The following is a 22,173-nucleotide window of genomic DNA, read 5'->3' as shown; positions in this document are numbered from 1 at the left end:
AGAGGGTGATGAATCAGACATCGCCTGTCAACTTCACGGGATGAGGGGAAGATCCGGACCGGACGCGGGCTCACCGGACGGAGACACCCGGATGGTACTTGGGCAGACGGACGCTGACCTTCGTCCCCGCCCCCTTCGCCGTCTCCACCACCAGGCCGTACTCGTCACCGTAGACCTGGCGCAACCGCTCGTCCACGTTGACCAGCCCCACTCCCCCGGCCCCCGAACGCTCGTCTGCGGCACCGGCGAGGATGCGGCGCAGGCGGTCGGGCTCCATGCCCACGCCGTCGTCCTCCACGCTGATCCGGCACTCGGCCCCGGCGTCCTCGGCGACGATCGAGATGCGCCCGATCCCGGGCTTGCTCTCCAGGCCGTGCTGGACCGCGTTCTCCACCAGGGGCTGCAGGCACAGGAACGGCACCGCGACCGCGAGCACCTCGGGGGCGATGCGCAACGTCACCTGCAGCTGATCGCCGAAACGGGCCCGTTCCAGGGTGAGGTAGCGGTCGATGGAACGCAGTTCCTCGGCCAGCGTGGTGAACTCCCCGTGCCTGCGGAAGGAGTAGCGGGTGAAGTCGGCGAACTCCAGCAGCAGCTCGCGGGAGCGGTTGGGGTCGGAACGGACGAAGCTGGCGATCGTCGTCAGCGAGTTGTAGATGAAGTGCGGGGAGATCTGCGCGCGCAGCGCCCGGACCTCGGCCTCCATCAGACGCGTTCTCGACCGGTCGAGCTCGGCCAGCTCCAGCTGCGAGTCGACCCAGTTCGCGACCTCGTGGGCGGCCCTGACCAGCCCCGCCGAGGCGTGCCCGCCGTACGCGGCGAGGGAGCCCACCACCCTGCCGTCGGTGGTGAGCGGCACCACCACGGCGAACCTGATCGGGCACTCGGGAAGGTCGCACGAGACGACCTCGGGGCCCAGGACACGGGTCCGGCCCCCCGACAGTGTCTTGGCGGCGTGGGCGAACGCCTCGCGGGCGTGGTGGTCGCCCTCGCCGTCGTAGACCAGCAGCCGCTCCTCGTCGGTGACCGCCAGCGCCGGGGAGCCCAGCAACTCCCGAAGGTAGCGGGAGGCCTTCTGCGCCCCCGCCTCGGTCAGCCCCGCCCGCAGCGGCGGCGCGGCCAGGGACGCGGTGTGCAGGGTCTCGAACGTGGCCCGCTCGGCGGGGCTGCTGCCCAGCTCCCTGCGGCCGCGCAGCACCCGCCACAGCACCAGGGCGGGTACGCCGATCAGCGCGGCGACCACCAACACGGCGACGAGGGGTTCCACGTTCCGGACCTTATACGTCCGGTCACGCCCGCGCCTCGTTCATGGAGATCACGGCCATCGCCTTTACGATGTAGATTAAATTCTGTCCGCCGGGGACGGGGACCTGTCCTCACAGGTGGTGAGGCGCCTCTCAGTCCCGCTCTCGCCCCGGGGCGGGGGTGAAGTCGGCGGCCTGATCCGGCCGGTAGACGCCTTCCGCGCCCACCTGGGCGGCGTGGACCTGCTCGTCGGGGGCGTACAGCCGAATCTGAACGCCGTCGGGGTCGACGAAGCCCATCGCGTGGCCGGCGGACGCCTTGATGATCGGGCTGTGCGGGACGCCGAGCCCGTCGAGACGGGCGACCCAGGCCTCAAGCCCCTCAAGGGTGACCTGGAGCGCGAAGGGGTCGGCGTCGAAGAGCGCCCTGGCCAGGTCGGGGTTCTCACGCAGCGCGATCTGGAAGGCCGCGCCGGGGACCGTGAAGCTCATGCCCCTGATCACGCCGTCCTCGTCCTGGAAGCTGATGTGGTGTTCCAGCCCCAGGACCTTCTCGTACCAGGAACGGCTCCGCTCCAGGTCACTCACCCAGATCTTGAGGTGGTGCACACCGGTCAGTACGGCGTTCAACTCGTCTCCTCAGGGGGCCTGCGTCGTCGTGACGGTCGTGGTGAAACGGTGGTCGCGGAAAGGGCGGCGGCCCTCCGCGTGCCCGAGATCAGGATAGTTCGCCTTCCGGCCCGGCACCCTGGACCTGACAGGACATCCAGCGGCGGAAAGCTCCGGGTGGGCGGAGAGGAGGGGGTCCGCCGCCCACCCGGAAACGGTCAGATTACCCCGGCAGACATGAGTTTGGCTCGCTTGCGCGAACAGGTATCGGTCCGATCTCCGCGGACCCGACGGCCACGCCGCCTCCCAGAGGCCGAAAGGGCCCCCGTCGCGTCCGGAGCGCGGCGTGGCAGGGGGCCGGGGGTCAGCGTTCGCCCGGACCGGGAAGGGTGACGTTCTCGCCCTCCGCCTCGTCCCTCGGCTCGGCGTACGGCTCGCTCTCCGGCGGGTGGCCCGCGGCGATCTGACGCTCCCGCATGAGTTCGGCGTCGAACTCCGCGCCCAGCAGGACGGCCATGTTGGACAACCACAGCCAGACCAGGAACACCACGACGGCACCGAGCGCGCCATAGGTCTTGTCATAGGAGCCGAAGTTGGCGACGTAGGTCGCGAACCCGGCGGAGACGACGACCCACAGCAGCACCGCGAGCAGCCCGCCGGGGCTGATCCAGCGGAAGCCCGGCTGGCGGACGTTGGGCGCGGCCCAGTAGAGCAGCATCACCAGACCTGCGGCGATCAGCACCAGGACCGGCCACTTGGCGTACCCCCAGACGGTGACCGCCGTCTGCCCGACCCCCAGGGCATCGCCCGCCACTTCGGCGAGCCTTCCCGTGAAGGTGACGGCCACCGCCGCGGCGGCCATCAGGACGACGAACACCAGGGTGAGCCCGATCCGCAGCGGGGTGAGCTTCCACAGGGGACGCCCCTCCCTGATGTCGTAGATCGCGTTTCCGGCCCTGACGAAGGCCGCGATGTAGCCCGAGGCCGACCAGAGCGCCACCAGCAGACCGGCGATCGCGAGGAAACCCCTCGCGCTGCCGCTGCCGCGCACCTGCTCGACCTGGTCCTCCACCAGCCTCGTGACGTCGCCGGGGGCGAGGGCGGCGACCTGGGACAGGATCGTGGAGATCACGTCCTGGCCGACCAGCCCGAGCACGGACACCAGCACGATCAGGCCGGGGAAGATCGACAGCACCGCGTAGTAGGTGAGGGCCGCGGCCCAGTCGGGCAGACCGTCGCGCTGGAACTCCCCGACGGTCCGTTTGAGGACCCCCCACCATGCCCCGCGAGGCAGTTCCGAGGGGGTTTGGGGGACGGTTCGGGGGACATGGGCGGGCCGCCCTCGCGAATCGCCGAGAGCGGCCCTTTCCGTGCTACCGGGCATCTACTTCCTCTTGCCCCGCCGCAGGATACGCAGGACGACCAGGACGAGCGCGGCGAAGGCCGCGACCGTCACGACGGGACGCTTGCTCGCCTCGGTCGTGACCCTGCCCGCCGCGTCCTTGATCTCGACGGGAGTCGCCTCCTTCACCCGGCCGACGACCTCGGGGGCCGCCTCCTTCACCCGGCCGACCATCTCGGGAGCGGCCACCTTCACCCGCTCCACCATCTCGGTGGCCGTGCTGGCGGTCGCCGCCCCCACCTTGCGCAGGTCGTCGCCCACCTGGGCGGCGGTCTCCTGAATACGGCCCTTGACGTCGGTCTTGTGCACCAGTGCCTCCACTGTGTCGCCCAGTTCGCGGCGGGCGTCCTCAATGTCCCGCCGCAACGTTTCCGTGTCGTTCCCGTCGTCTCCGACGGTCTTTCCGATCTCTGTCGCTCCCGTCGTTCCCGCCGCGCCACCCCCGGTGTCGGCGTACGGGGTGGTCGCCGTCGCCTCCGGGACGGCGACGGGTGCCGCGCCCTCCCGGAACCCGGACGTGCCGTCACGCTCGGACCCCGAAGCGCCGAGGCCCTCGCGGGACATGCCCTCCGGCTGGTTCGGCGGGATGTTCAGCGATCCGCTCTCGTCCGGCGTGATCGGCTCGTCGACGCCCTTCCTCCGGGATCCGGTGGTTCCGGCGTCCGGCTCGAACCGGTTCCCGCCCGGGTCTGTCTCGGTCATCGGTGCGCCCTCTCTTTCACCGCGTCGATGTCGTCCTTGACGCTCTCGATGGTCCGTACGGGGGTCGGCGGAGCGGCCTCGGCGACCTGGCGCTTGCCGAAGAACCCGAGCGCGCCCGCCACGACCAGCAGTACCCCGCCCACCAGCGCGGCCGCCGCCCACGGGGGCATGACCTGCGCGAGCAGCAGGATCACCGCGGCGACCAGGGCCGCGGCCCCGAAGAGGGCGACGATCCCCGCTCCGCCGAACAGCCCCACACCGATCCCGGCGTGCCTGCCCTTCTCCGTCAACTCCGCTTTGGCCAGGCGCAACTCGTCCCTGACGAGACGCGAGACCTGCTCCGACATCTGCCGGATCAGCTCGGACGTCGGCAGTGACTCCTTGGTGTTGGTCATGGACTGCCTCCTCCCTCACAGCAAGGGGACGTCTACCCTCCTCTCCCCCGGCAAACATGGGTCTGGCTGCGATGATCACAGAGGGCTCGGGGGCGTCACCGTGCCGTATCTCATGGCGAACCACTCCATGGCCCGCATTTGATCCGTTCTTGATTTCGAGCCGGGACATCCGCGGCCCGGGCGGGCACGGCGGCGATCATGAAGGCCCGGTCCGGAGATCCGGGATCACGGCGGTCCGCTCGGAAACCCGGGCCACCCCCGGCCACCCCTCAGCCACCGAGGCCGGACGACCCTCCGGAGCGGCACCGCCACCCATGCGTCCGGCGCGGGTGGACACCTCGATCGCTCTCACCCCCGGGATGCGTCATGATCATAGGGAGGCCCGCGTGTCCGAGTGGTGGAAAAGTAGAGGTACGGGCGAAGATGAGCCTCTTGGGATACTGCGGGGCACGATGAACGCGAGCAGGAAGGCGGCACGCTAGAGATGGCACAGATCGTCGGCGGCGGAAGCCCGGTCAACGACGCCGAGCGACGGGTCATCGCACACCTGCGAGACAACGCCCCAGACGACTGGCTGCTGCTGCACAACATCGAGGTGCCCCGCGGAGACGACATCTTCGAGGTGGACGCGATCGTCCTGACCGGCCACTCGCTCTGCGTCATCGACGTCAAGGGCACCCGCGGCCGGATCGAGGTCGCCGGGACCCGCTGGTTCCCGCTGCGGCGTGAGGCTTTCGGCTCCCCCGTCGCCAAGCTGCGCGGCAACGGGCGCGCGCTGAAGGGCCTGCTCACCCAGGAGCGCCGCGAGCTGGACCGGGTCTACGTCGACAGCCTCGTGGTGCTCACCGGCCCCGACGCCGAACTGGTCGACCCCGCGGGCCGCGACTCGCGGCACGTCACCGACCTCGACGGGCTGATCGACACGCTGAGCGACGTCTCCCGCGTCAGGCGCGGCCACACCACCGACACCGCGCCGTACGGCACCGCGATCATCGAGGCGCTCAACGGGAGCGTGCGGCGCTCCACGGCGCCGCCGCGTTTCGGCAGCTGGGAGGTGGAGGAGCAGCTGGGCGGCGACACCCGGGTCACCGAGTACCGCGCGATCAACGCGACGGTCCCCGGCAGCGAGACGGTCCTGCTGCGCGTCTACCGGGCGGATCCGCTGGCGCAGGAGGAGCCGAGGGCGGCGGAGCGACGGCTGATCACCAACGCCTACCAGGCCCTCACCAGGATTCCCCCGCACCCGTGCGTGGTGCGCGCCCGCGACTTCTTCGCCATCGACGACGAGAGCCGGTTCGTGCTCGTCCTCGACGACGTGCACGGCCAGGCGCTGCACCTGCACCTCACCGCATCCCCGCCCACGCTCTCCACCGCCGCCCGGCTGGACGTGGTGGAGGACATGCTTCGCGGCCTGGCCCACGTCCACGCCAACAACGTGATCCACCGGGCGCTCAGCCCCGCGTGCGTGCTGGTGACGGAGGAGGGCCGGGCCATGCTCACCGGGTTCGACTACGCCAAGCCGGGGCCCCGCGCCCACACCGTGGCCAACGAGCTGCCCAACGTCCTCGACACCCACTACGCCGCTCCCGAATGCCAGGCCATGCCCGTGCGGGTGACGGCCGCCTCCGACGTGTACGCGGCCGGGGTGATCGCCTTCCAGCTGCTGACCGGGAGGCTCCCGCCGATCACCCCCGACGCCGAGCCCGCCTCCGGCGAGGCGTCCGTGGAGGTGATGGACCTGCTGCGGCGCATGCGCGACCACGCGACGCACAAGCGTCCCAGCGCCGCCGAGGCCCTCGCCGACCTGCGGCGGGCTCTGGCCCCCGGCGGGCCCCGTCCGCCGGAGCCCGCCGGCCGGATCCCCGCCCCGCAGCATCTCGCCGTACCACCGGATCCCGCCGGATCGGACGCCCGCTCCCAGGACATCCCGCCCCGGGAAGCCCGCCCCCGGGAGGTCCGGCCACAGCACACCGACCTTCCTCGGAACCCGGCCGCTCAAGCCCCGGGCACCCCAGAGCCGGGCGTGGCGGGCACCGATGTGGCGGGCGACCGGCGGCAGGAGGATCGCGGGCAGGAAGACCTCCCTCACCAGACCCGCCCCCAGGCTCCCGCGCGACCCGGGGACGAGCGCCACGAGGGCCCGCCCGCACCGGAGACGCTGCTCGGCAGGCTCAGGACGGGCCTACGCCGCATAACCGGCAAAAAGCCGTGAAGGCGAATCAGCCGCCCACCGTCATCAGGACCTGAACCCGGCGCGGGCGAAGGTCAGCGGCGACGGGTGGGGCCGCCGCGGAACCGGTCGAGGAGCCCGCGCAGCCTCTGCTGGTTGCGCGGGTCGCGGGCCATGGTCTTGGCCTTCTCCATGTTCCGCCGTCCCTGCGGGGTGCTCAGGTAGCGTCGGACCCGGTCGATCAGCGATGCCATGGTGCCCTCCATCTGTCGGAGATCTCCGACTACCCGGTGACGCCGGCTCCAATCGTCGTCGGCGCCGGGCCGCACCGGGCTCAGGAGTCGACGAAGTCGTCGGGGACCATCACCCGCAGGCCGTTGGGGATGGTGCGGATCGTGATCGGGGTCATCAGGCGGACCTCGCCGTCGACGTCGGCGGCCATCGGCGGGTCGGTCTCCAGGTGCATCTCGCGCCCCACGACGAAGGGGCCTCCCGCCAGGCTGCGCCAGCGGCCGCTGCCGGCGCGGACCATGGTCTCCAGCAGCAGGCGCAGGCGCTTGCCCGAGCCGAGCTGGTACGCGACCAGGAGCCCGTTGTCGATGCTGATGTCCCTGGCGACCTGCCAGCCGCCGTGGAAGCGGCCGTTGGCGATGTTGAGCTGGTGGGTGAGCAGCTCGTGGCGGCGCCCGTCCACGGTGAGGAAGGCACGGAACGGCCGGTGGCCCGGCAGGATCGTGAGGGCCGTGAGCGGGTAGGCGGCGCGGCCGAGAAGACGCTTCACCCCGTGCCTGACCTTGCCCGCCACCTCCACGGAGACCCCGAAACTGGCCAGGTTGGCGAACTCGCGGTCTCCGGCCACGCCCAGGTCGATGTCGGCGACCTTCCCCGTGCGCAGCACCCGGATCGCTCCGGCGAGGTCGAGGGGGACGCCCAGACTTCGGACGAAGTTGTTGGTCGTGCCCAGGGGCAGCACGCCCAGGGCGACGTCGCGGTGGGCGACGTGCTTGACGGCGGCGCTGAGCGTGCCGTCGCCGCCTCCCACGACGAGCAGGTCGGGCTCGGAGGCGAGGGCCTCCTCCAGGGTGGCGCGCAGGCGCTTGGGGTCGACCACCGGCAGGAAACGGATCGAGTCGAACCCCTCGGCCCGCAGCGCGCGGACCACGGCGGCGTAGTGGCGCCGGCCTCGGCGCGAGCGCGTGTTGACGACCACGCAGACCCTGCCCTTGGTCCGGATGGCCTCGGTGTGCTCGGCCTTGCTTCGAAGCTCTCCCACGCTGCCCCTGTCCGATCGGATGGTCGCCCGTTCAAATGGTAGGGCCCCGCCGTCGATGACGGCGGGGCCCTACCATTTGTGGGATGTCGATTGCCTTCCTGGCCGGTGCCCTTACTTCTTGGGCGGGGTGACCTGCACGATCGCGCCGAGGTCGCCGGGGAGCGGGGTGATCAGCTTGATCTTCACGCCCAGCGCCTTGCCCTCGTCACCGGGGTTGCCCGAGCCGAGGACGTGGCCGTTGCCCATGTCGGTCCCGTACAGCTCGGTGGCCGGGGTGCCGTCGGCGTTGACGATCCGAGTGCTGTAGAGCTGGTCGCCCTTGGACGGGACGACCGTGGAGGCGTCGAAGTCGCGGTAGAACAGGCTGGTGCCGCGCACCTCGAACCCGGGGTACCAGGTCTTCGCGTCGGTGAACTCGGAGACCCCCTTCTGCGCGGCCACCTTGGTGCAGTACTCGCTGAAGGGCTCACCGGGCCCCTCGAAGCACTCGGTGAAGGGGTAGGTCTTGGCGAAGGAGAAGGCGGCGTTCGAGCTCTGCACGCGGCCGCTCATGTTCTTGAGCGTGGTGGTGTCCTTCGCGGCCGCCGTGCCGGTCCGCCGCAGCGGGTCGAAGTGGGAGTCGACGAGGATCAGGCTGCCCTTGGAACCGATGCTCGGCGCCAGGTCGAGGTTGTTCGCCACCGAGTTGTTGGTGTAGTTGGAGTCGCGGAACCACACGAGCATGCCGGGGGCGTTGTACTTGACCTTCTCCACCTTCCAGGAGCCCTCACGGGAGTAGTTGGTGGCGTAGGTGTACTGCAGGCCCTTGTCGAACCCGTCGAAGTTGCGCCACTCGGCCAGATAGAACCGGGAGACCTCGCGCTTGCCGTCGTTGACGACCCAGCCCTTGCCGGTGGTGCCGTTGAAGGTGCCGCCGCTCGCCGTCCAGCCGGCGGCGCCGCTCTCCAGGTCGTCGCTCCAGACGGTCTCGGCGCCGTTGGTGAGCGCGAAGTCGTCGACGTGCCAGCCGCGCGGGGTGTAGGCGGCGTCGGTGTTGTACGTCAGGCGCAGCTTGACGGTCGTGCCGGCGAACGGGGTGAGGTCGACGTAGTCGTGCCGCCAGCCGCCGGTGTCGCCGGCGAGGCCGTACTTCTTGTTGCCGAACGCGGCCAGGTTGCCGTTGGGGTCTGGGTAGTCGTCGCCGGTGGAGACCAGGGCGCCGCCCTCGGTGTAGACCTTCTGCTGTGCCCAGGTCGTGCCGCCGTCCGTGGAGACCTCGACGAAGCCGAAGTCCCAGTCCTCCTCGATCTCGTAGTTGTTCCACATCCAGAACTTCAGGTCGCTTCCCGCGGGCACCTGGACGTCACGGCCGATCTTGACGTTCGCCCACTCCTGGTCGAAGTTGGACCAGAACGTCTTGGTGCCGCTGTGCGGCTCGACCATCGTGACCGGAGGGCTGGTCAGGTTCACCCTGACGCCGTCCTGGGTGAGCTTGGGCGTGCGCGAGGCCTGGCCGATCGTCACCAGGCCGGCGCGGTCGCCCGGGTCGAAGACCTTGGGGTTGGCCCAGCCGAGGACCCACTTGCCCCAGAGGCTCATGTGGGTGGGCATCGACTGGAAGATCGGGCCGCTGTGCGAGCCGCTGGACATCAGGTCCCAGAAGTCGACGGCCGAGGAGGCCTGGCCGCTGGTGTCGTAGAGGTCGGGCAGGCCCAGGTCGTGGCCGTACTCGTGGGCGAAGACGCCGACGCCGGAGTCCTCGGGCTGCACGATGTAGTTGGAGATCTTCACGTTCTGGCCGGGCACCTGGTAGCCGCCGGCCACCGCGCTGGAGTGCGCCCAGATCGCGTAGGTGCCCTCGGCGCCGCCGTCGGAGGACTTGTCCTTGCCCGCGTGGACCAGGACCAGGTGGTCGATCACGCCGTCGGGCTCGGCGAAGTTACCGTCGCCGTCGGCGTCGCCGACGTCCTCGAGGTCGTAGTCGGCCCAGGGGAAGTTCGGGTCGGAGGCGGCGAGGGTGTTGACCGCGTCGATGGCGAGCTGGCCGGCCCCGCGCGGGTTGTCCGGGTGGCCGCTCATGTCCTGCACCGGCTGGCCGCAGGCGCGCGCGCCGTAGTAGGCCTCGGAGTGCGGGACCTTGATCCACGGACTGGCCTGGCCGGTGACCGTGTAGGCGCCCTTGGACATCTCCTCGTACATGTTCTTCATGGTGTAGCCGGAGATGTCGATGCCCTTGCGACCGTCGCGGGGGTCGGTCAGGTCGGTGCGGACGCGCTGGGTGATGCCCTGCTTGGTGTAGAGCATCTTGTTGAAGTGGTCGGGGCTGAAGTCGGGCACCCAGAAGCTGTTGTTGTCCTTGTGCGGCAGGGTGGCCGGGTTGGGGATCCTGTTGTGCAGCGGGCCGTTGAGCAGCGTGCCCGGCGGCTCGGTGACGCACTCGGCCGGGTCCTCGCTGTTCACGTCGGCCGGGCGGGAGAAGCCGGAGAAGTCGTCGTTGGCCTTGTCGTCGAACTCCACCAGCAGCGTGAGGAGCTTGGCAGTCTTGACGGTCTTCGACTTCTTGAAGATGAAGTCGGCGGGGTTGATCCCCGTCCTGATCGCCTGCGCCTCGCGGGCGGCCAGCACCCGCGCGGCCACGGGGTTGCCTTGCGAGTACTTCTCGGCGATCTTCTTGGAGGGACCGGCCTTGCGCGCCTTGGCCGACGGAACGGCGGGGTCCTTGACCTCCGGCTCATCCCTCGGGGGCGCGTAGTTGATGTAGTAGTCGGCCGCGGTCGGCTCGTACCGCGCGACCGAGGTGTCGCTCTCGGCCGACGCACCGCTCACGGCCAATCCCGTGACGGCCAGGCCGAGCACGGGGACTATCGCGAGAAGGCGCCTGCGAGCGCTCCCGCTCCTGACTCTGCCGGACAACGTGTCCCCTTCCTGCCGCCCGGGTTCACCGGACGCGTCCACCACCGGCGCGCCGTATGAGCGCGCCGAACGGGGACGTTAGACGAGAAAGTAAAGGAAGAGTCAAGAGACCAAATGATGTTGCGAAACTGCAATAAAACGCGTTTTGTCCGGAGAAGGCACGTTGGCATAGGCCGTAAAGTCCAATATGTGACTGCTATCTCCGCACTCGCCGCCGCGCTCGCACCGGAGAAGGTGCTGACCGATCCCGACGTGACCGACTCCTACGCGCGTGACCGGACCTTCCTGGAGCCGGGCAAACCGCTCGCCGTGGTACTCGCCCACACCAGGGACGACGTGGTCGCCGTGATGAGATGGGCCACCGAGCACCGGGTGCCCGTCGTGCCCAGGGGCGCCGGGACCGGGCTGGCGGGCGGGGCGACCGCCGTCGAGGGATGCGTCGTGCTCGCGCTGCACAGGATGGCGGCGATCAGGGAGCTCTCCCCCGCCGACGAGATGGCCGTGGTCGAGCCGGGCGTCATCACCGCCGACCTGGACCGGGCCGCCCGCGAGCACGGGCTGATGTACGCCCCCGACCCCTCCTCGTACGAGATCTCCACCATCGGCGGCAACCTCGCCACCAACGCGGGCGGGCTGCGGTGCGTGAAGTACGGCGTGACCCGCGATTCGGCGATGGGCCTGGAGGTCGTGCTCGCCGACGGGCGGGTGATCAACACCGGCAGGCGCACCGTGAAGGGCGTGACCGGCTACGACCTGACCGGGCTGTTCGTCGGCTCCGAGGGCACCCTCGGGGTCATCACCGCGGCGACGGTACGGCTGCGCAGGGCTCCTTCGGTCTACCCGGCGACGATCGCGGCCGAGTTCACCTCGCTCAGGGACGCCGCCTCCGCCGTCTCGGCGATCATCGCGGCCGGATGCCAGCCGTCGCTGATGGAGATGCTCGACCGCAACACGCTCAAGGCCATCGACGACTGGCGGAACATCGGGCTTGAGGAGTCGACCAGGGCGATGCTGATCGCGCAGTCGGACGCGGCCGACGGCCCCGCCGTCTCCGAGCGGATGGCCGAGCTCTGCACCGCCAACGGCGCGGCCTTCGTCGCGGTGTCGTCGTCGGCGCAGGAGGCCGAGGAGCTGATCGGGGTCCGGCGGATGGCGTACCAGGCGAAGGAACGGCTGGGCAAGTGCCTGGTGGAGGACGTGTGCGTGCCGCGCTCCTCGCTGCCGCACATGATCGAGAAGATCGAGGCGATCGCCGTCAAGCACGACGTGCTGATCACCACGGTCGCGCACGCGGGCGACGGCAACCTGCATCCGGTCTTCATCTTCGACCACGCCCTGACCGAGCCGCCGCCGCAGGTGTGGGCGGCGGCCGACGAGCTCTTCAGGGAGACCCTGGAGATGGGGGGCACCCTCACCGGCGAGCACGGCGTCGGACTGCTCAAGCGGCGCTGGCTGGCGCTGGAGACCGGCCCGGTCACCGAGGAGATCCACCACGGGATCAAGCAGGTCTTCGACCCGCTCGGCATCCTCAACCCCGGCAAGGCGATCTGAGCGGGCCTCCCCCCGGAGGGGATCTCCGTCACCGTTCACGCTGGTAGCGTTCTGCCCCATCCAAACCATTTTTGGTGTTGGTTCGGAGACATCGTGTTCGGGGGGACATCGTGACGGCGCCGCTCATCGAGGGGGATCCACCGCGACTGGGCCCGTTCGAGCTGGTCGGACGGCTCGGCGAGGGCGGCCAGGGAATCGTCTACCTCGGGCGGGGGCCCGAGGGTGAGCAGGTCGCCGTCAAGCTCCTGCACCACGGGCTGGTCGGCGACCCCGAGGCCAGGGCCCGCTTCCTGCGCGAGGTGTCGGTCGCGCAGCGGGTCGCCAGGTTCTGCACCGCCGTCGTGCTCCACGCCGACCTCGCCGGCAGCCGCCCGTACATCGTGAGCGAGTACGTTCCAGGCCCGTCCCTGCGCCTGCTGGTCGACCGGGAGGGTCCCCGGCGCGGCGCCTCCCTGGAACGTCTCGCCGTCAGTACGGCCACCGCGCTGTCGGCGATCCACCGCGCGGGCATCCTGCACCGCGACTTCAAGCCCGCCAACGTGCTGATGGGGCCCGAGGGCCCGGTGGTGATCGACTTCGGCATCGCCAGGGCGCTGGACTCGCCGGGGATGACGGCGACCGGGGTCGCGATGGGGACCCCGTCCTACCTCGCGCCCGAGCAACTCGGCCCCGGCGAGGTGACGCCCGCGGCCGACGTGTTCGCCTGGGGCGTCACGATGGTCTTCGCCGCGACCGGCAGCCCCGCGTTCGGCCAGGACTCCATCGCGATCGTGATCAACCGGATCCTGAACGCGCAGCCGGAACTGGGCACGCTTGAGGGACCGCTGCGCGACCTGGTCGCGGCCTGCCTGTCCAAGGACCCCGCCTCACGCCCCACCGCCGAACAACTCGTCAGCCACCTGATGGGCGCGGCCCCCACCGGCCCGGTCCCGCGCCCGGCCGCCCTCCCCCATCTCGGCCCCGCACCCGGCACCACTCCCACGACCGATCCCGCCACCGGCCCCACGTCCGCGACGCCCCCGCGACCTGGCGTACAGGGCGGGTACGGCCCACCACCCCAGGCCGGACCGCGCCAGGCCGGACCCTGGCAGAGCGGACCCTGGAAGAGCGGACAGGAGCAGGGCGGACAGGAGCAGGGCGGATCAGCACCGAACGGTCCCGACCCCGGCGAAAGGAAGAGACCCCGGCCCGCGGGGCTCCTGCTCGCCGGAGTGGCGGTCGTGGCCGCGCTCGGCGCGACCGCGGGGGCCGTGGCGCTCCTCCAGGACAACGGGAAGGCCGCGGCGACGCGGCCGGCGACGACCCCCACCGCGTCGGAGGTCACGGAGCTGGAGCCCGATCCGACGCTCGTCCCCGAGGTTCCGAAGGAGTCCTCCCAGCCCTCGGAGAGGGTTTCCGAGGCGGAGGAGAGAACCGAGACGGTCCCCGCGATCACGTCCTCCCCATCCCGGCGCACCGCGCGGCCCTCCTCCCGGCCGGACGAGGATCCGGCCGGAGGGACGGAGAAGCCGACGGCGAAACCCGACAACTCCCCCGCACAGACTCCAGGACCGACGGCCTCGCCGCAGCCGAGCGCCCCCTCCAAGCCCTCGCCGTCCTCGTCGTCCCCGACACCCACAGCGAACCCGACGGCGAAGCCCACCGCCAAGCCGCCGCAGAAGCCCAACCCCCACACGGCCACCGGCCTCTGCGGCGGCGGTTACAAAGTGATCAACTCCAGGGCTCTGGGCAGCGTGGCGACCGTCTATCTCCTCTACAACACCGCCCAGGGCAAGAACTGTGTCGTGACCATGTCCCGGTACGTGACATCCTCCAAGGTCGCGATGAACGCGATCCTCCGGGTGAAGGGCGGCTCCGCCGCGAGCGACCCCGGTAAATTCACCGCCTACGCGGGCCCCGTACGACTCCCCGCCGTGAAGAAGTGCGTGATCTGGGGCGGTTCGTACGGATCACGGTCCTGGAAGAGCGGCTGGAGCCACTGCGGCTGAACGTTCGCCCGAAGGGGTGCTGGAAAAAGCCGGATTCTCACCACATCGCCCGGCAAACCAGCTGTAGCTGCCAGGAGTCATAGGAAGAGTACATATCCCCTCCCCTCGGAGCCTCCCCTTGCTCAAGAACCTGCTCGTGTCGGCGGCCCTGGTCGGCAGCGCCCTGATCGCACCGGCCACCGTAGCGCTGCCCGCCTCGGCGGCGACCCTCCACGCCCAGGCCCCTGCCGTTTCCGCAGGTAGTCACGCCGCCTGCCAGTATCGGCAGGACAAGCAGGTCTGGCGGTGCATCACCCCCGGCGCCTTCTGCCCGAAGGCCGCACGCGGAAAGTACGGGTACGCCAAGGTCACCAACCGCAAGTACCGGTGCCTGTACAAGAGCAGCGACCCGTACTGGCGCTGGCGGCGCGCCTGATCCTTGAGACGCTGGAGAGCGCCGATCCCAGCGCAGGGGATCGGCGCTCTCCGGTGTTCCAGCCCGTCAGCAAGGTGACCGTCCTGCGCTCTTCGAGGTTCCCTCGGACACCGGCGGGGCGTCGTCTCGGGGATAGCGTCTCCGCACGAGCCGCGAAACGCCCGCCCGCGCCCCCGGGAGGCTCACACCGGGACGCGGTCCCCTCCTCGCACACGCTTCACGAGATCGTCGGCGGCCTCCGGCCACCGGGCGTGCTCGAAGGTGAAACCCGCTTCGAGCAAACGGCCGGGGACGACCCGGCGGCTCTTCAGCAGGAGTTCGGTGTCCGAGCGCAGCGCGAACGCGCCGAGCCCGGCCATCCACCTCGTCGCGGGCAGGCCGACCCGGATCCCCCATGCCGCGCGTAGCGCGCGCATGAACGCGCGCTGCGACAGAGGCTCGGGGGCGGCGAGGTTCACCGGTCCCGCGAGGTCGTCCCGGTCGACCAGGAACTCGACGGCGCGGACGAAGTCGCGGTCGTGGATCCAGGACATGTACTGCGCGCCGCCCGCGATCGGGCCGCCGAGACCGAGCCGCACCATCCGCAGCAGGACGTCGAGGACACCGCCGCGATCGGGACTCATCACCATCGCGGTACGCAGGGCGACCTTGCGCGTGTGCGGGGTTTCGGCCCGTTCCTGCTCCCGCTCCCACGCTTTCGCGATCTCGACGCTGTAGGCCCAGTAGTCCGGGACACCGGGTTCGCCGCCGCCGATCACGCCGGTCGCCTCGTCGTTGGGCGCGTCGAAGCGGTGCGCGTAGACGGTGGCGGTGCTCATCTGCAGCCAGACCCGGGGAGGCCGCGCGGCGGCGGCGATCGCCTCGCCCACGACCCGGGTGGAGTGCACGCGCGAGTCCATCATCGCCCTCAGGTTGGCGGCGGTGTAGCGGCAGTCGACGCTGCGTCCCGCCAGGTTGACCACGACGTCGCTGCCGTCGATCTCCCGTGCCCAGGGCCCCAGGCTCTCCCCGTCCCAGTGCACGTCGCGCTCCCGCACCGGGCGCCTGGTCAGCACCACGACGTCATGTCCTGCGGCGGTCATCGCACGATCCAGGATCGCGCCTACCTGACCGCTTCCTCCGGGTATCACTATTTTCATCGGACTCCCCAGAACGTGTGAGACCAGCCTAGCGCGGCACGCTGAACGCGTTCAAAAGAGGTCACTCATCGACCCGAGCGCATGCGCGGCGGCCTCGCGAACGTTCCCCAGGGCCGGGTGGCCAACGCTCGACGGCATGAGTTCCCGCCCTCACTCCAGGGCGGCGGGGGCTGCATCGCGCGGTCCAGGATCTCCGCGCCCGGCCGCTCGGACGAGCGGCCCTCCTCCCACATGAGTGGGCAGCGGACCCGCAGGACGCGCCGGACATGCTCGCCGACAGTCGTGAATAACCGGAAACCGCTCCTTCGCACTCAAGCTCGTACCTACCCTGGTCTCGACGATCAGCCGTGGAGGAATGCGTTCCTATGGGCAGAGCGCGCCGGAAGAAGCGCACATCGATCGGCCGCGACGCCGCGGCCCAGCGGCAGGAGGACGCCGAGGCGTCCGATCCCGCCCGGGCGAAAGGGTTGCTGGCGTGGCTGGCGGGGATCGTCGGCGCCGTGATCCTGGCCGCGTTCGGCGTCGTGTTCACCGAGTGGTACAACGCGCACGGCTCCGACACGGTCGAGCAGGTACGCGGCGCCGCCCCGATCATCGTCGGCCACGTGGCCGTCGACTACTCCGAGCGCGACACCGTCCTACGCGAACCGGTGACCACCCCCGAGGACCGGGCGCTCATGCTCGCCGCCCACGCGGACAAGCAGCGTGAGGCGATGCTGGCGCGCCACCGGATGGCCCTGATCGACAGCATGAACGTCACCGTCGCGCTGACCGGGAACCGCAGCAGCCTGCGCATCGTGGACATCGAGCCGCGGGTCCTCGCCCGCAGACCGGTGTCGGAGGGCGCCCGCCTGATCGCCGTCACCGGCGGCGGCGAGACGGGCACCGTCGAGATGGCCGCCGACCTTGACCGTCCCACGCCTCGGTTCACGACCGGCGGGGACACCCCGTACTTCCGGAAGAAGCAGATCGACCTGAAACGGGATGAGCCGGTCACACTCAGCCTGAGCTTCACCGGCAAGAAGGCCTACTACGAGTTCGACCTGCGGGTCACGGTGCTCGCGGACGGCCGCACGGAAGAGGTCGTGGTCAAAGGGCCGGACGGAGGGCCGTTCCGGTTGACCGGCGAGGCCGCCCGGTACCGGTCCCACTACCGGCAAGCCTCGCAGGGAGGTTGGCAGCCGGTCTCCTGCGGGAAACGCCGGACATGCTGATCACCCGCTGCCTCCGGGTTCTGGTGGCGCTCTCGGTGGCCGCCGCGCTCGCGGTCGCCGACGACGGGCGGCCTCCGCTGGAGCTCGTGGGGTGGAAGACGGCGTGGTCGGCCCCTGCCGATGAGAAGGCCTCCCTCTCCTTCCTGTCCGGCGAGAATCTGATCATGGCGGCGCCGGAGGCAGGGACGGTGACCGTGCGCGATCCCGACACCGGCGCGATCCGGCTCACCGTTCGCATCCCGCTCCACTCCCTCGGCGACGCGTGGGCCGCGGCCGACACCCTCGTCGTGGTCGGGACCCGGAAAGGATCGTCGGATCGGACCCTGTACGGCTACGACCTGGCCTCCGGCGGACCGCTGTGGCGGCACGCGCTACCCCCGTCGAGGCCACGGGAGTACAACTTCCCACGGATCCAGGTGTCCGAGCACGGCGTCGTCGTCTTCCACCGGGAGTCCGGGCTGCTCTTGCTCGACGTACGAACCGGCGGCGTCCGGGCGCGGGCCGCCGAGGCGGTGGGCTGTGAGGGAGAGACCGACTCCGCCTCCGGGGCTCTGCTGCTGCTGAGCCGCTGCGAGCAGGGCCGCGTGCGGCTCGACTCCTTCGATCCGCGCACACTACGGCGGAACTGGACACGTCCGGTGACCACCTGGCGCGTCGCGCCGGGCGTCGGCGTCCGGCTCTGGTTCAGGGAGGCGTCGGAGGGCTTCGTCATCGCGGCGTTGGACGGCGACGATTTCCTCTTCACGCGGGACGGCACACCGCTGCCCCGCTCCCACCTGGAGCGGGCCACCGCCGGGATCCCGGCGCCGGTCCTCGGCCGGCATCCCGACGCCGAGGACCGCCCCGGGTTCGACTGGAACAACACGTGGCCGCTGCCCGGTTACCTCAACTCACGAGAGCAGGACAGTGGCCCTCCCATCGCACTCCCCCTCGACAGGCCGCTCACCCACACCACCGTCTTCGTGGGGGCGACCTCCCACATGGCCTTCATCCACGGTGACGCCCACATCACCGCCCTGCGTCCCGTCTACGGACGTCCCACCGGCCCCGTCGCGCTCGGCGGTGTCCCGCCGGGCGATTGGCCGGACGCCTGCTCCCTGCTCACCTCACGCGACCTCGGCGACGACTTCCACCGCGTCCCGGGAGGCAGGTCCCTGGGCCGCCTCACGCTGCCCAGGCCCGTGACCTGCGACTGGGTGCCCCCCGAGGACGACCGTGGGGTCATCTCGCTCTCCGTGAGCTGGGTGTCCCCGGACGCCGGCGCCCTCTTCGCCGCCGCCGCCGAGCTGACCAGGCGTCACGAGAGCTTCGACCACGACCCCACGATCGAGGGCGAGGGCGTCTTCTCCTACACCGCCCACGGCCCCGGGGGGACCTTCGGCGCGGCACTGGTCAACGTGGGCCCGGTCGTCGTCCATCTGACGTCGCCGTCGCGACTGGCGCTGCGCCTGGCCGCGGCCCGGGTGCGTGACAACCTGATGGCCCGCTATCGGCCGGGGGAACGCGTCCCACCTCCGGCACGGACGGGCGGGTGGACCCACCTCGCCGACGGAAGGGTCGGCGCCGACCCGGTGGTGGACGGCGGTGCGGTGTACGCCGGCGCCGACGACGGTCTGTACGCCCTGGACGCCGTCACCGGCCGGGCGCGGTGGAAATCCTGGCCGGCCACACCCATGCTCGTGGACGGCGTGCTCTACGGCGTAAGGAACGACGGGATGGCGGCCATCGACACCACCACCGGCCGGATGCGGTGGAACCGCCGCTTCGGCACCCAGTACGTCGGTATCAAGGATCTCGTCATCCAGGACGGCGGCGTGTACGCGGGCGTCGGATTCACCCACGTCGTGGCGCTGGAAGCCGCCACCGGCAAGCGGCGGTGGCGCTTCCGCGTCCCCGGCACCCTGGGCCGCGTGGCCGTGGCCGCCGGCACCGTCCACGTGAGCAGCCGGGAAGGCATGCTGTACGCCCTCGACGCCAGGACGGGCACGCTTCGCCGGCGTTCCCGCGTGGGCACCGGCAACATCAACCCGGCCGGTTACCTGGCCGCGACCGGGAAGGCCGTCTTCGTGGTCACCGATGAGAAGGTGTCCGCGCTCGATCCCGCCACCGGGAAGACACGGTGGCGCGCCCGCGTACACACCGCCGTCCGGTACGACCCCGTCGTGATCGGCGACACCGTCTACCTCCGCGATCTCACCGGGCGCACGTACGCGCTGAACGCCGCCTCCGGCCGGGAGCGATGGAGGCTCACCACCGAGAGCGACAGCGGCCGGTGGAACGTCACCGCGTCACGAGGGAATGTCTACGTCGCAGGCCAGAGCCTGCACGCCCTCGACCCCGAAACCGGGAAGGAACGGTGGAGCAGGCCGCTCACCACCCAGGTGTCGGTCCACGAGGACACCGTCTTCGCCCAGGACGAGGGCGGCACGCTGCACGCGCTGGACGCGGCCACCGGCGCGCCCCGCTGGCGTTTTCAGACCGGCGGCCGTTTCCAGACCCGGCCGGTCGTGGCCGGCGGCCTCGTCTACGTCGGCAGCTCGAACGGCAACCTGTACGCACTGCGCGCCACGGACGGACTCCCCGGGCCGAACCCGGCGGAGCTTGACCGGCGCACCCGGTGAGTACGGGACGTCCGGTGCGAGCCGACGAACTCGGGGGCCGCGTCAGGAAACGACCGGGCTGCGGCGCTCGATCAGTACGACGTCACGCCAGACACCGTGGTGGCGTCCGATCCGCTCGCGGGTGCCGATCACCCGGAACCCGGCGCGTGCGTGCAGGGCGAGGCTCGCGGTGTTCTCGGGGAAGACACCGGACTGGATCGTCCAGATTCCGGCGGCCTCGGTGGAGGCGATCAGCGCCGCGAGCAGCGCGGAGCCGACACCGCGGCCTCGGGCCTCGGGGTGGACGTAGACCGAGTGCTCGACCACCCCGGCATAGGCGCACCGGTCGGAGACCGCCGTCGCCGCGACCCAGCCCAGCACCCGGTCACCGGCCCGGTCACCGTCGCTGTCGACCGCGACGTGACTGTGGGCGGGCAGCTTGGCCGCCAGGAAGTGTTCCCAGGCCGGGACGGTGGTTTCGAAGGTCGCCTGGCCCTCGTCGATGCCGAGCCGGTAGATGTCCAGCACCTGCGCGCCATGCCTCGCGGTCATGGCCGTGACGCGCGGCCCCGCGGTGGTGGTCATGCTCGGCCCGCGGCGGGGACCAGTTCGGCCAGCAGTGCGCGGACGTGTGCGTCGATCTCGTCGCGGATGAGGCGTACCTGTTCGATGCCCTGGCCGGCCGGGTCGGCCAGCTGCCAGTCCAGGTAGCGTTTGCCGGGGAAGATCGGGCAGGCGTCACCGCAGCCCATGGTGACGACCACGTCGGCGGCCTGGACGGCCTCGCCGGTGAGCGGTTTGGGGAACGCGCGCCTCAGGTCAAGGCCGAGCTCGTCCATGACCGTGATGACGGCCGGGTTGATGGAGTCGGCGGGGGCGGATCCGGCCGAGCGGACGGTGACACCTCCGGCTGCGTGATGCTGCAGCAGGGCGGCGGCCATCTGGGAGCGTCCGGCGTTGTGCACGCAGACGAACAAAACCTCGGGGACGGTGGACATGAAGGCTCCTTGAACGCGGGCGGCCCGTAGCCGGTCGAAGGACAGGGACATGAGGGTTCTCCGATCACCCGCGGGCGAGGCGGTGGCGCAGGGCCAGGGAGAGGTAGACCAGCGCGAGCAGGACGGGGACCTCGATCAGCGGGCCGACCACTCCGGCCAGGGCCTGGCCGGAGGTTACGCCGAAGGTGGCGATCGCGACCGCGATGGCGAGTTCGAAGTTGTTGCCCGCCGCGGTGAACGCCAGCGTCGCGGTGCGCGCGTATCCCAGACCGACCAGATGGCCCAGGGCGAAGGCGCCGATCCACATGAGCGCGAAGTAGACCAGCAGCGGCAGCGCGATCCGCGCGACGTCGAGCGGCTTGGAGGTGATCGCGTCGCCTTGCAGGGCGAACAGGATCACGATGGTGAACAGCAGCCCCCACAGCGCCACCGGGCCGATCTTCGGCAGGAAACGGGTCTCGTACCAGGTGCGGCCCTTGGTCCTCTCCCCCAGACGGCGGGTGAGGTATCCGGCCGCCAGCGGGATTCCGAGGAAGATGAGCACGGAACGGGCGATGTCCCAGGTGGACACGTCCAGTGCGGCGGCGGGCAGGCCGAGCCAACCCGGCAGCGCGACCAGGTAGAACCAGCCGAGCCCGGCGAAGGCGATCACCTGGAAGGCGCTGTTGAGCGCGACCAGCACGGCGGCGGCCTCCCGGTCCCCGCAGGCCAGATCGTTCCAGATGACGACCATGGCGATGCACCGGGCCAGCCCGACGATGATCAGGCCGGTGCGGTAGGCGGGCAGGTCGGGCAGGAAGAGCCAGGCCAGGGCGAACATCAGCGCGGGGCCGGCCACCCAGTTCAGCACCAGCGAGGTGACCAGCAGCCGCCAGTCACCGGTCACCGTCTCCAGCCGGTCGTAGCGGACCTTGGCCAGCACCGGATACATCATCACCAGCAGGCCCAGCGCGATCGGCAGCGAGATGCCATCGACCTGCACGACCTGCAGAGCGGCGCCCAGGCCGGGGACCGTTCGGCCCGCCACCAGCCCGGCGGCCATCGCGGCGGCGATCCAGACCGGCAGCCACCGGTCCAGCGTCGACAACCGCCCCGGCGACACCGCTTCGGCCCCTGCCGGGGCGGACGGTGTCTGCGCGGCGCCGCTCACGCCATCTCCGGCAGGCGCGTTCCCAGGATCGCCGACAGTCGCGCCAGCACGCCCGGGTTGACCCAGTAGTAGACCCAGGTACCGCGCCGTTCGCAGTCGATCAGCCCAGCCTGGCGTAGCACCTTCAGGTGGTGGCTGATGGTCGGCCCGGTCAGCTCGAAGGCGCCGGTCAGGTCGCACACGCACGCCTCGCCGCCCTCATGGCAGGCGATCAGCGACAGCAGGCGCAGCCGCACCGGGTCGGCGATCGCCTTGAACAACGGCGCCAGTTCCTCGGCCTCGGCCGTGTTCAGCGGCTCGCACACCAGCGGCGCGCAGCACGCCTGCCCGGCCTCGTCGGTCCCGGCCAGGTCCACGATCGGCAACGCTTGTTTCGACATAGCTCTAAGTTGACAGATCTCTAAGCAGTATTGCAAGCTGGCGATGCCCGC

19 protein-coding genes are annotated in these 22,173 nt (G+C 70.7%); 6 read left to right on the top strand and 13 right to left on the bottom strand.

Annotated elements, in window-relative coordinates; translation table 11 throughout:
• Positions 1 to 70: 70 nt before the first annotated feature.
• From ABZ664_RS21290 to ABZ664_RS21270, 5 genes are all read right to left on the bottom strand, one after another.
• Positions 71 to 1,267: a histidine kinase gene (locus ABZ664_RS21290; protein WP_362512293.1), complete on the bottom strand. Its 1,197-nt coding sequence runs from the start codon at positions 1,265 to 1,267 to the stop codon at positions 71 to 73.
• Between the two features lie 130 nt (positions 1,268 to 1,397).
• Entirely contained in the window at positions 1,398 to 1,874 is a 477-nt protein-coding gene (locus tag ABZ664_RS21285) for a VOC family protein (protein ID WP_362512290.1), read from the bottom strand.
• 343 nt (positions 1,875 to 2,217) lie between these two features.
• Positions 2,218 to 3,237 carry a YihY/virulence factor BrkB family protein gene (locus ABZ664_RS21280; protein ID WP_362512287.1) on the bottom strand — a complete coding sequence of 340 codons (1,020 nt, stop codon included), beginning with the start codon at positions 3,235 to 3,237 and terminating at the stop codon, positions 2,218 to 2,220.
• Positions 3,238 to 3,957: a DUF3618 domain-containing protein gene (locus ABZ664_RS21275; protein ID WP_362512283.1), complete on the bottom strand. Its 720-nt coding sequence runs from the start codon at positions 3,955 to 3,957 to the stop codon at positions 3,238 to 3,240. It abuts the gene before it with no gap.
• On the bottom strand, positions 3,954 to 4,352 hold the full coding sequence (locus ABZ664_RS21270; RefSeq protein ID WP_362512280.1) for a phage holin family protein: 399 nt from the start codon (positions 4,350 to 4,352) through the stop codon (positions 3,954 to 3,956). The genes ABZ664_RS21275 and ABZ664_RS21270 overlap by 4 nt, the downstream gene beginning before the upstream one ends.
• 484 nt (positions 4,353 to 4,836) lie before the next feature.
• On the opposite strand from ABZ664_RS21270, the gene ABZ664_RS21265 reads away from it, so the two are divergent.
• Entirely contained in the window at positions 4,837 to 6,564 is a 1,728-nt protein-coding gene (locus ABZ664_RS21265) for an NERD domain-containing protein (RefSeq protein WP_362512277.1), read from the top strand.
• Positions 6,565 to 6,617: 53 nt separating this feature from the next.
• Here the strand turns inward: ABZ664_RS21265 and ABZ664_RS21260 are convergent, their stop codons facing one another.
• The 3 genes from ABZ664_RS21260 to ABZ664_RS21250 all read right to left on the bottom strand — a co-directional run bounded on the left by ABZ664_RS21260 (position 6,618) and on the right by ABZ664_RS21250 (position 10,687).
• A complete protein-coding gene (locus ABZ664_RS21260; RefSeq protein WP_350943952.1) occupies positions 6,618 to 6,776 on the bottom strand; it encodes a hypothetical protein in 159 nt (52 codons plus the stop codon).
• A gap of 80 nt (positions 6,777 to 6,856) precedes the next feature.
• Positions 6,857 to 7,795 (bottom strand): YegS/Rv2252/BmrU family lipid kinase, encoded by a 939-nt coding sequence (locus ABZ664_RS21255; protein ID WP_350943953.1) that lies wholly within the window; start codon positions 7,793 to 7,795, stop codon positions 6,857 to 6,859.
• A gap of 111 nt (positions 7,796 to 7,906) precedes the next feature.
• A complete protein-coding gene (locus tag ABZ664_RS21250) occupies positions 7,907 to 10,687 on the bottom strand; it encodes an immune inhibitor A domain-containing protein (RefSeq protein WP_362512272.1) in 2,781 nt (926 codons plus the stop codon).
• A gap of 189 nt (positions 10,688 to 10,876) precedes the next feature.
• Between ABZ664_RS21250 and ABZ664_RS21245 the strand changes: the two genes are divergently transcribed.
• From ABZ664_RS21245 to ABZ664_RS21235, 3 genes are all read left to right on the top strand, one after another.
• On the top strand, positions 10,877 to 12,238 hold the full coding sequence (locus ABZ664_RS21245; RefSeq protein ID WP_362512269.1) for an FAD-linked oxidase C-terminal domain-containing protein: 1,362 nt from the start codon (positions 10,877 to 10,879) through the stop codon (positions 12,236 to 12,238).
• Between the two features lie 110 nt (positions 12,239 to 12,348).
• Positions 12,349 to 14,226: a protein kinase gene (locus ABZ664_RS21240; protein ID WP_362512265.1), complete on the top strand. Its 1,878-nt coding sequence runs from the start codon at positions 12,349 to 12,351 to the stop codon at positions 14,224 to 14,226.
• Positions 14,227 to 14,344: 118 nt separating this feature from the next.
• A complete protein-coding gene (locus ABZ664_RS21235) occupies positions 14,345 to 14,641 on the top strand; it encodes a hypothetical protein (RefSeq protein WP_362512262.1) in 297 nt (98 codons plus the stop codon).
• 182 nt (positions 14,642 to 14,823) lie between these two features.
• Here ABZ664_RS21235 and ABZ664_RS21230 read toward each other — a convergent pair whose 3' ends face one another.
• Positions 14,824 to 15,780, bottom strand: coding sequence for a TIGR01777 family oxidoreductase (locus ABZ664_RS21230; protein ID WP_362512259.1), 957 nt, complete (start codon positions 15,778 to 15,780; stop codon positions 14,824 to 14,826).
• A 365-nt stretch (positions 15,781 to 16,145) separates the two neighbouring features.
• On the opposite strand from ABZ664_RS21230, the gene ABZ664_RS21225 reads away from it, so the two are divergent.
• Positions 16,146 to 16,994: a hypothetical protein gene (locus ABZ664_RS21225; RefSeq protein ID WP_362512256.1), complete on the top strand. Its 849-nt coding sequence runs from the start codon at positions 16,146 to 16,148 to the stop codon at positions 16,992 to 16,994.
• Positions 16,988 to 19,615, top strand: a complete 2,628-nt coding sequence (locus ABZ664_RS21220) for a PQQ-binding-like beta-propeller repeat protein (protein ID WP_362512253.1) — start codon at positions 16,988 to 16,990, stop codon at positions 19,613 to 19,615. The genes ABZ664_RS21225 and ABZ664_RS21220 overlap by 7 nt, the downstream gene beginning before the upstream one ends.
• A 42-nt stretch (positions 19,616 to 19,657) precedes the next feature.
• Here the strand turns inward: ABZ664_RS21220 and ABZ664_RS21215 are convergent, their stop codons facing one another.
• From ABZ664_RS21215 to ABZ664_RS21200, 4 genes are all read right to left on the bottom strand, one after another.
• On the bottom strand, positions 19,658 to 20,146 hold the full coding sequence (locus ABZ664_RS21215; protein WP_362512250.1) for an N-acetyltransferase family protein: 489 nt from the start codon (positions 20,144 to 20,146) through the stop codon (positions 19,658 to 19,660).
• Between the two features lie 29 nt (positions 20,147 to 20,175).
• On the bottom strand, positions 20,176 to 20,592 hold the full coding sequence (locus ABZ664_RS21210; protein WP_362512247.1) for an arsenate reductase ArsC: 417 nt from the start codon (positions 20,590 to 20,592) through the stop codon (positions 20,176 to 20,178).
• 64 nt (positions 20,593 to 20,656) lie between these two features.
• The gene (gene arsB / locus ABZ664_RS21205) at positions 20,657 to 21,742 is read right to left on the bottom strand and encodes an ACR3 family arsenite efflux transporter (protein ID WP_362512243.1); all 1,086 of its coding nucleotides are present in this window, start codon (positions 21,740 to 21,742) and stop codon (positions 20,657 to 20,659) included.
• On the bottom strand, positions 21,739 to 22,122 hold the full coding sequence (locus ABZ664_RS21200) for a metalloregulator ArsR/SmtB family transcription factor (protein ID WP_362512240.1): 384 nt from the start codon (positions 22,120 to 22,122) through the stop codon (positions 21,739 to 21,741). The genes arsB and ABZ664_RS21200 overlap by 4 nt, the downstream gene beginning before the upstream one ends.
• Between the last annotated feature and the right edge of the window lie 51 nt (positions 22,123 to 22,173).

The sequence above is a fragment of the Streptosporangium sp. NPDC006930 genome (assembly GCF_040635605.1).
GTDB lineage: Bacteria > Actinomycetota > Actinomycetes > Streptosporangiales > Streptosporangiaceae > Streptosporangium.
The sequence above is the reverse complement of the archived record's forward strand: the minus strand, read 5'-3'. Positions and strand labels throughout refer to the sequence as shown.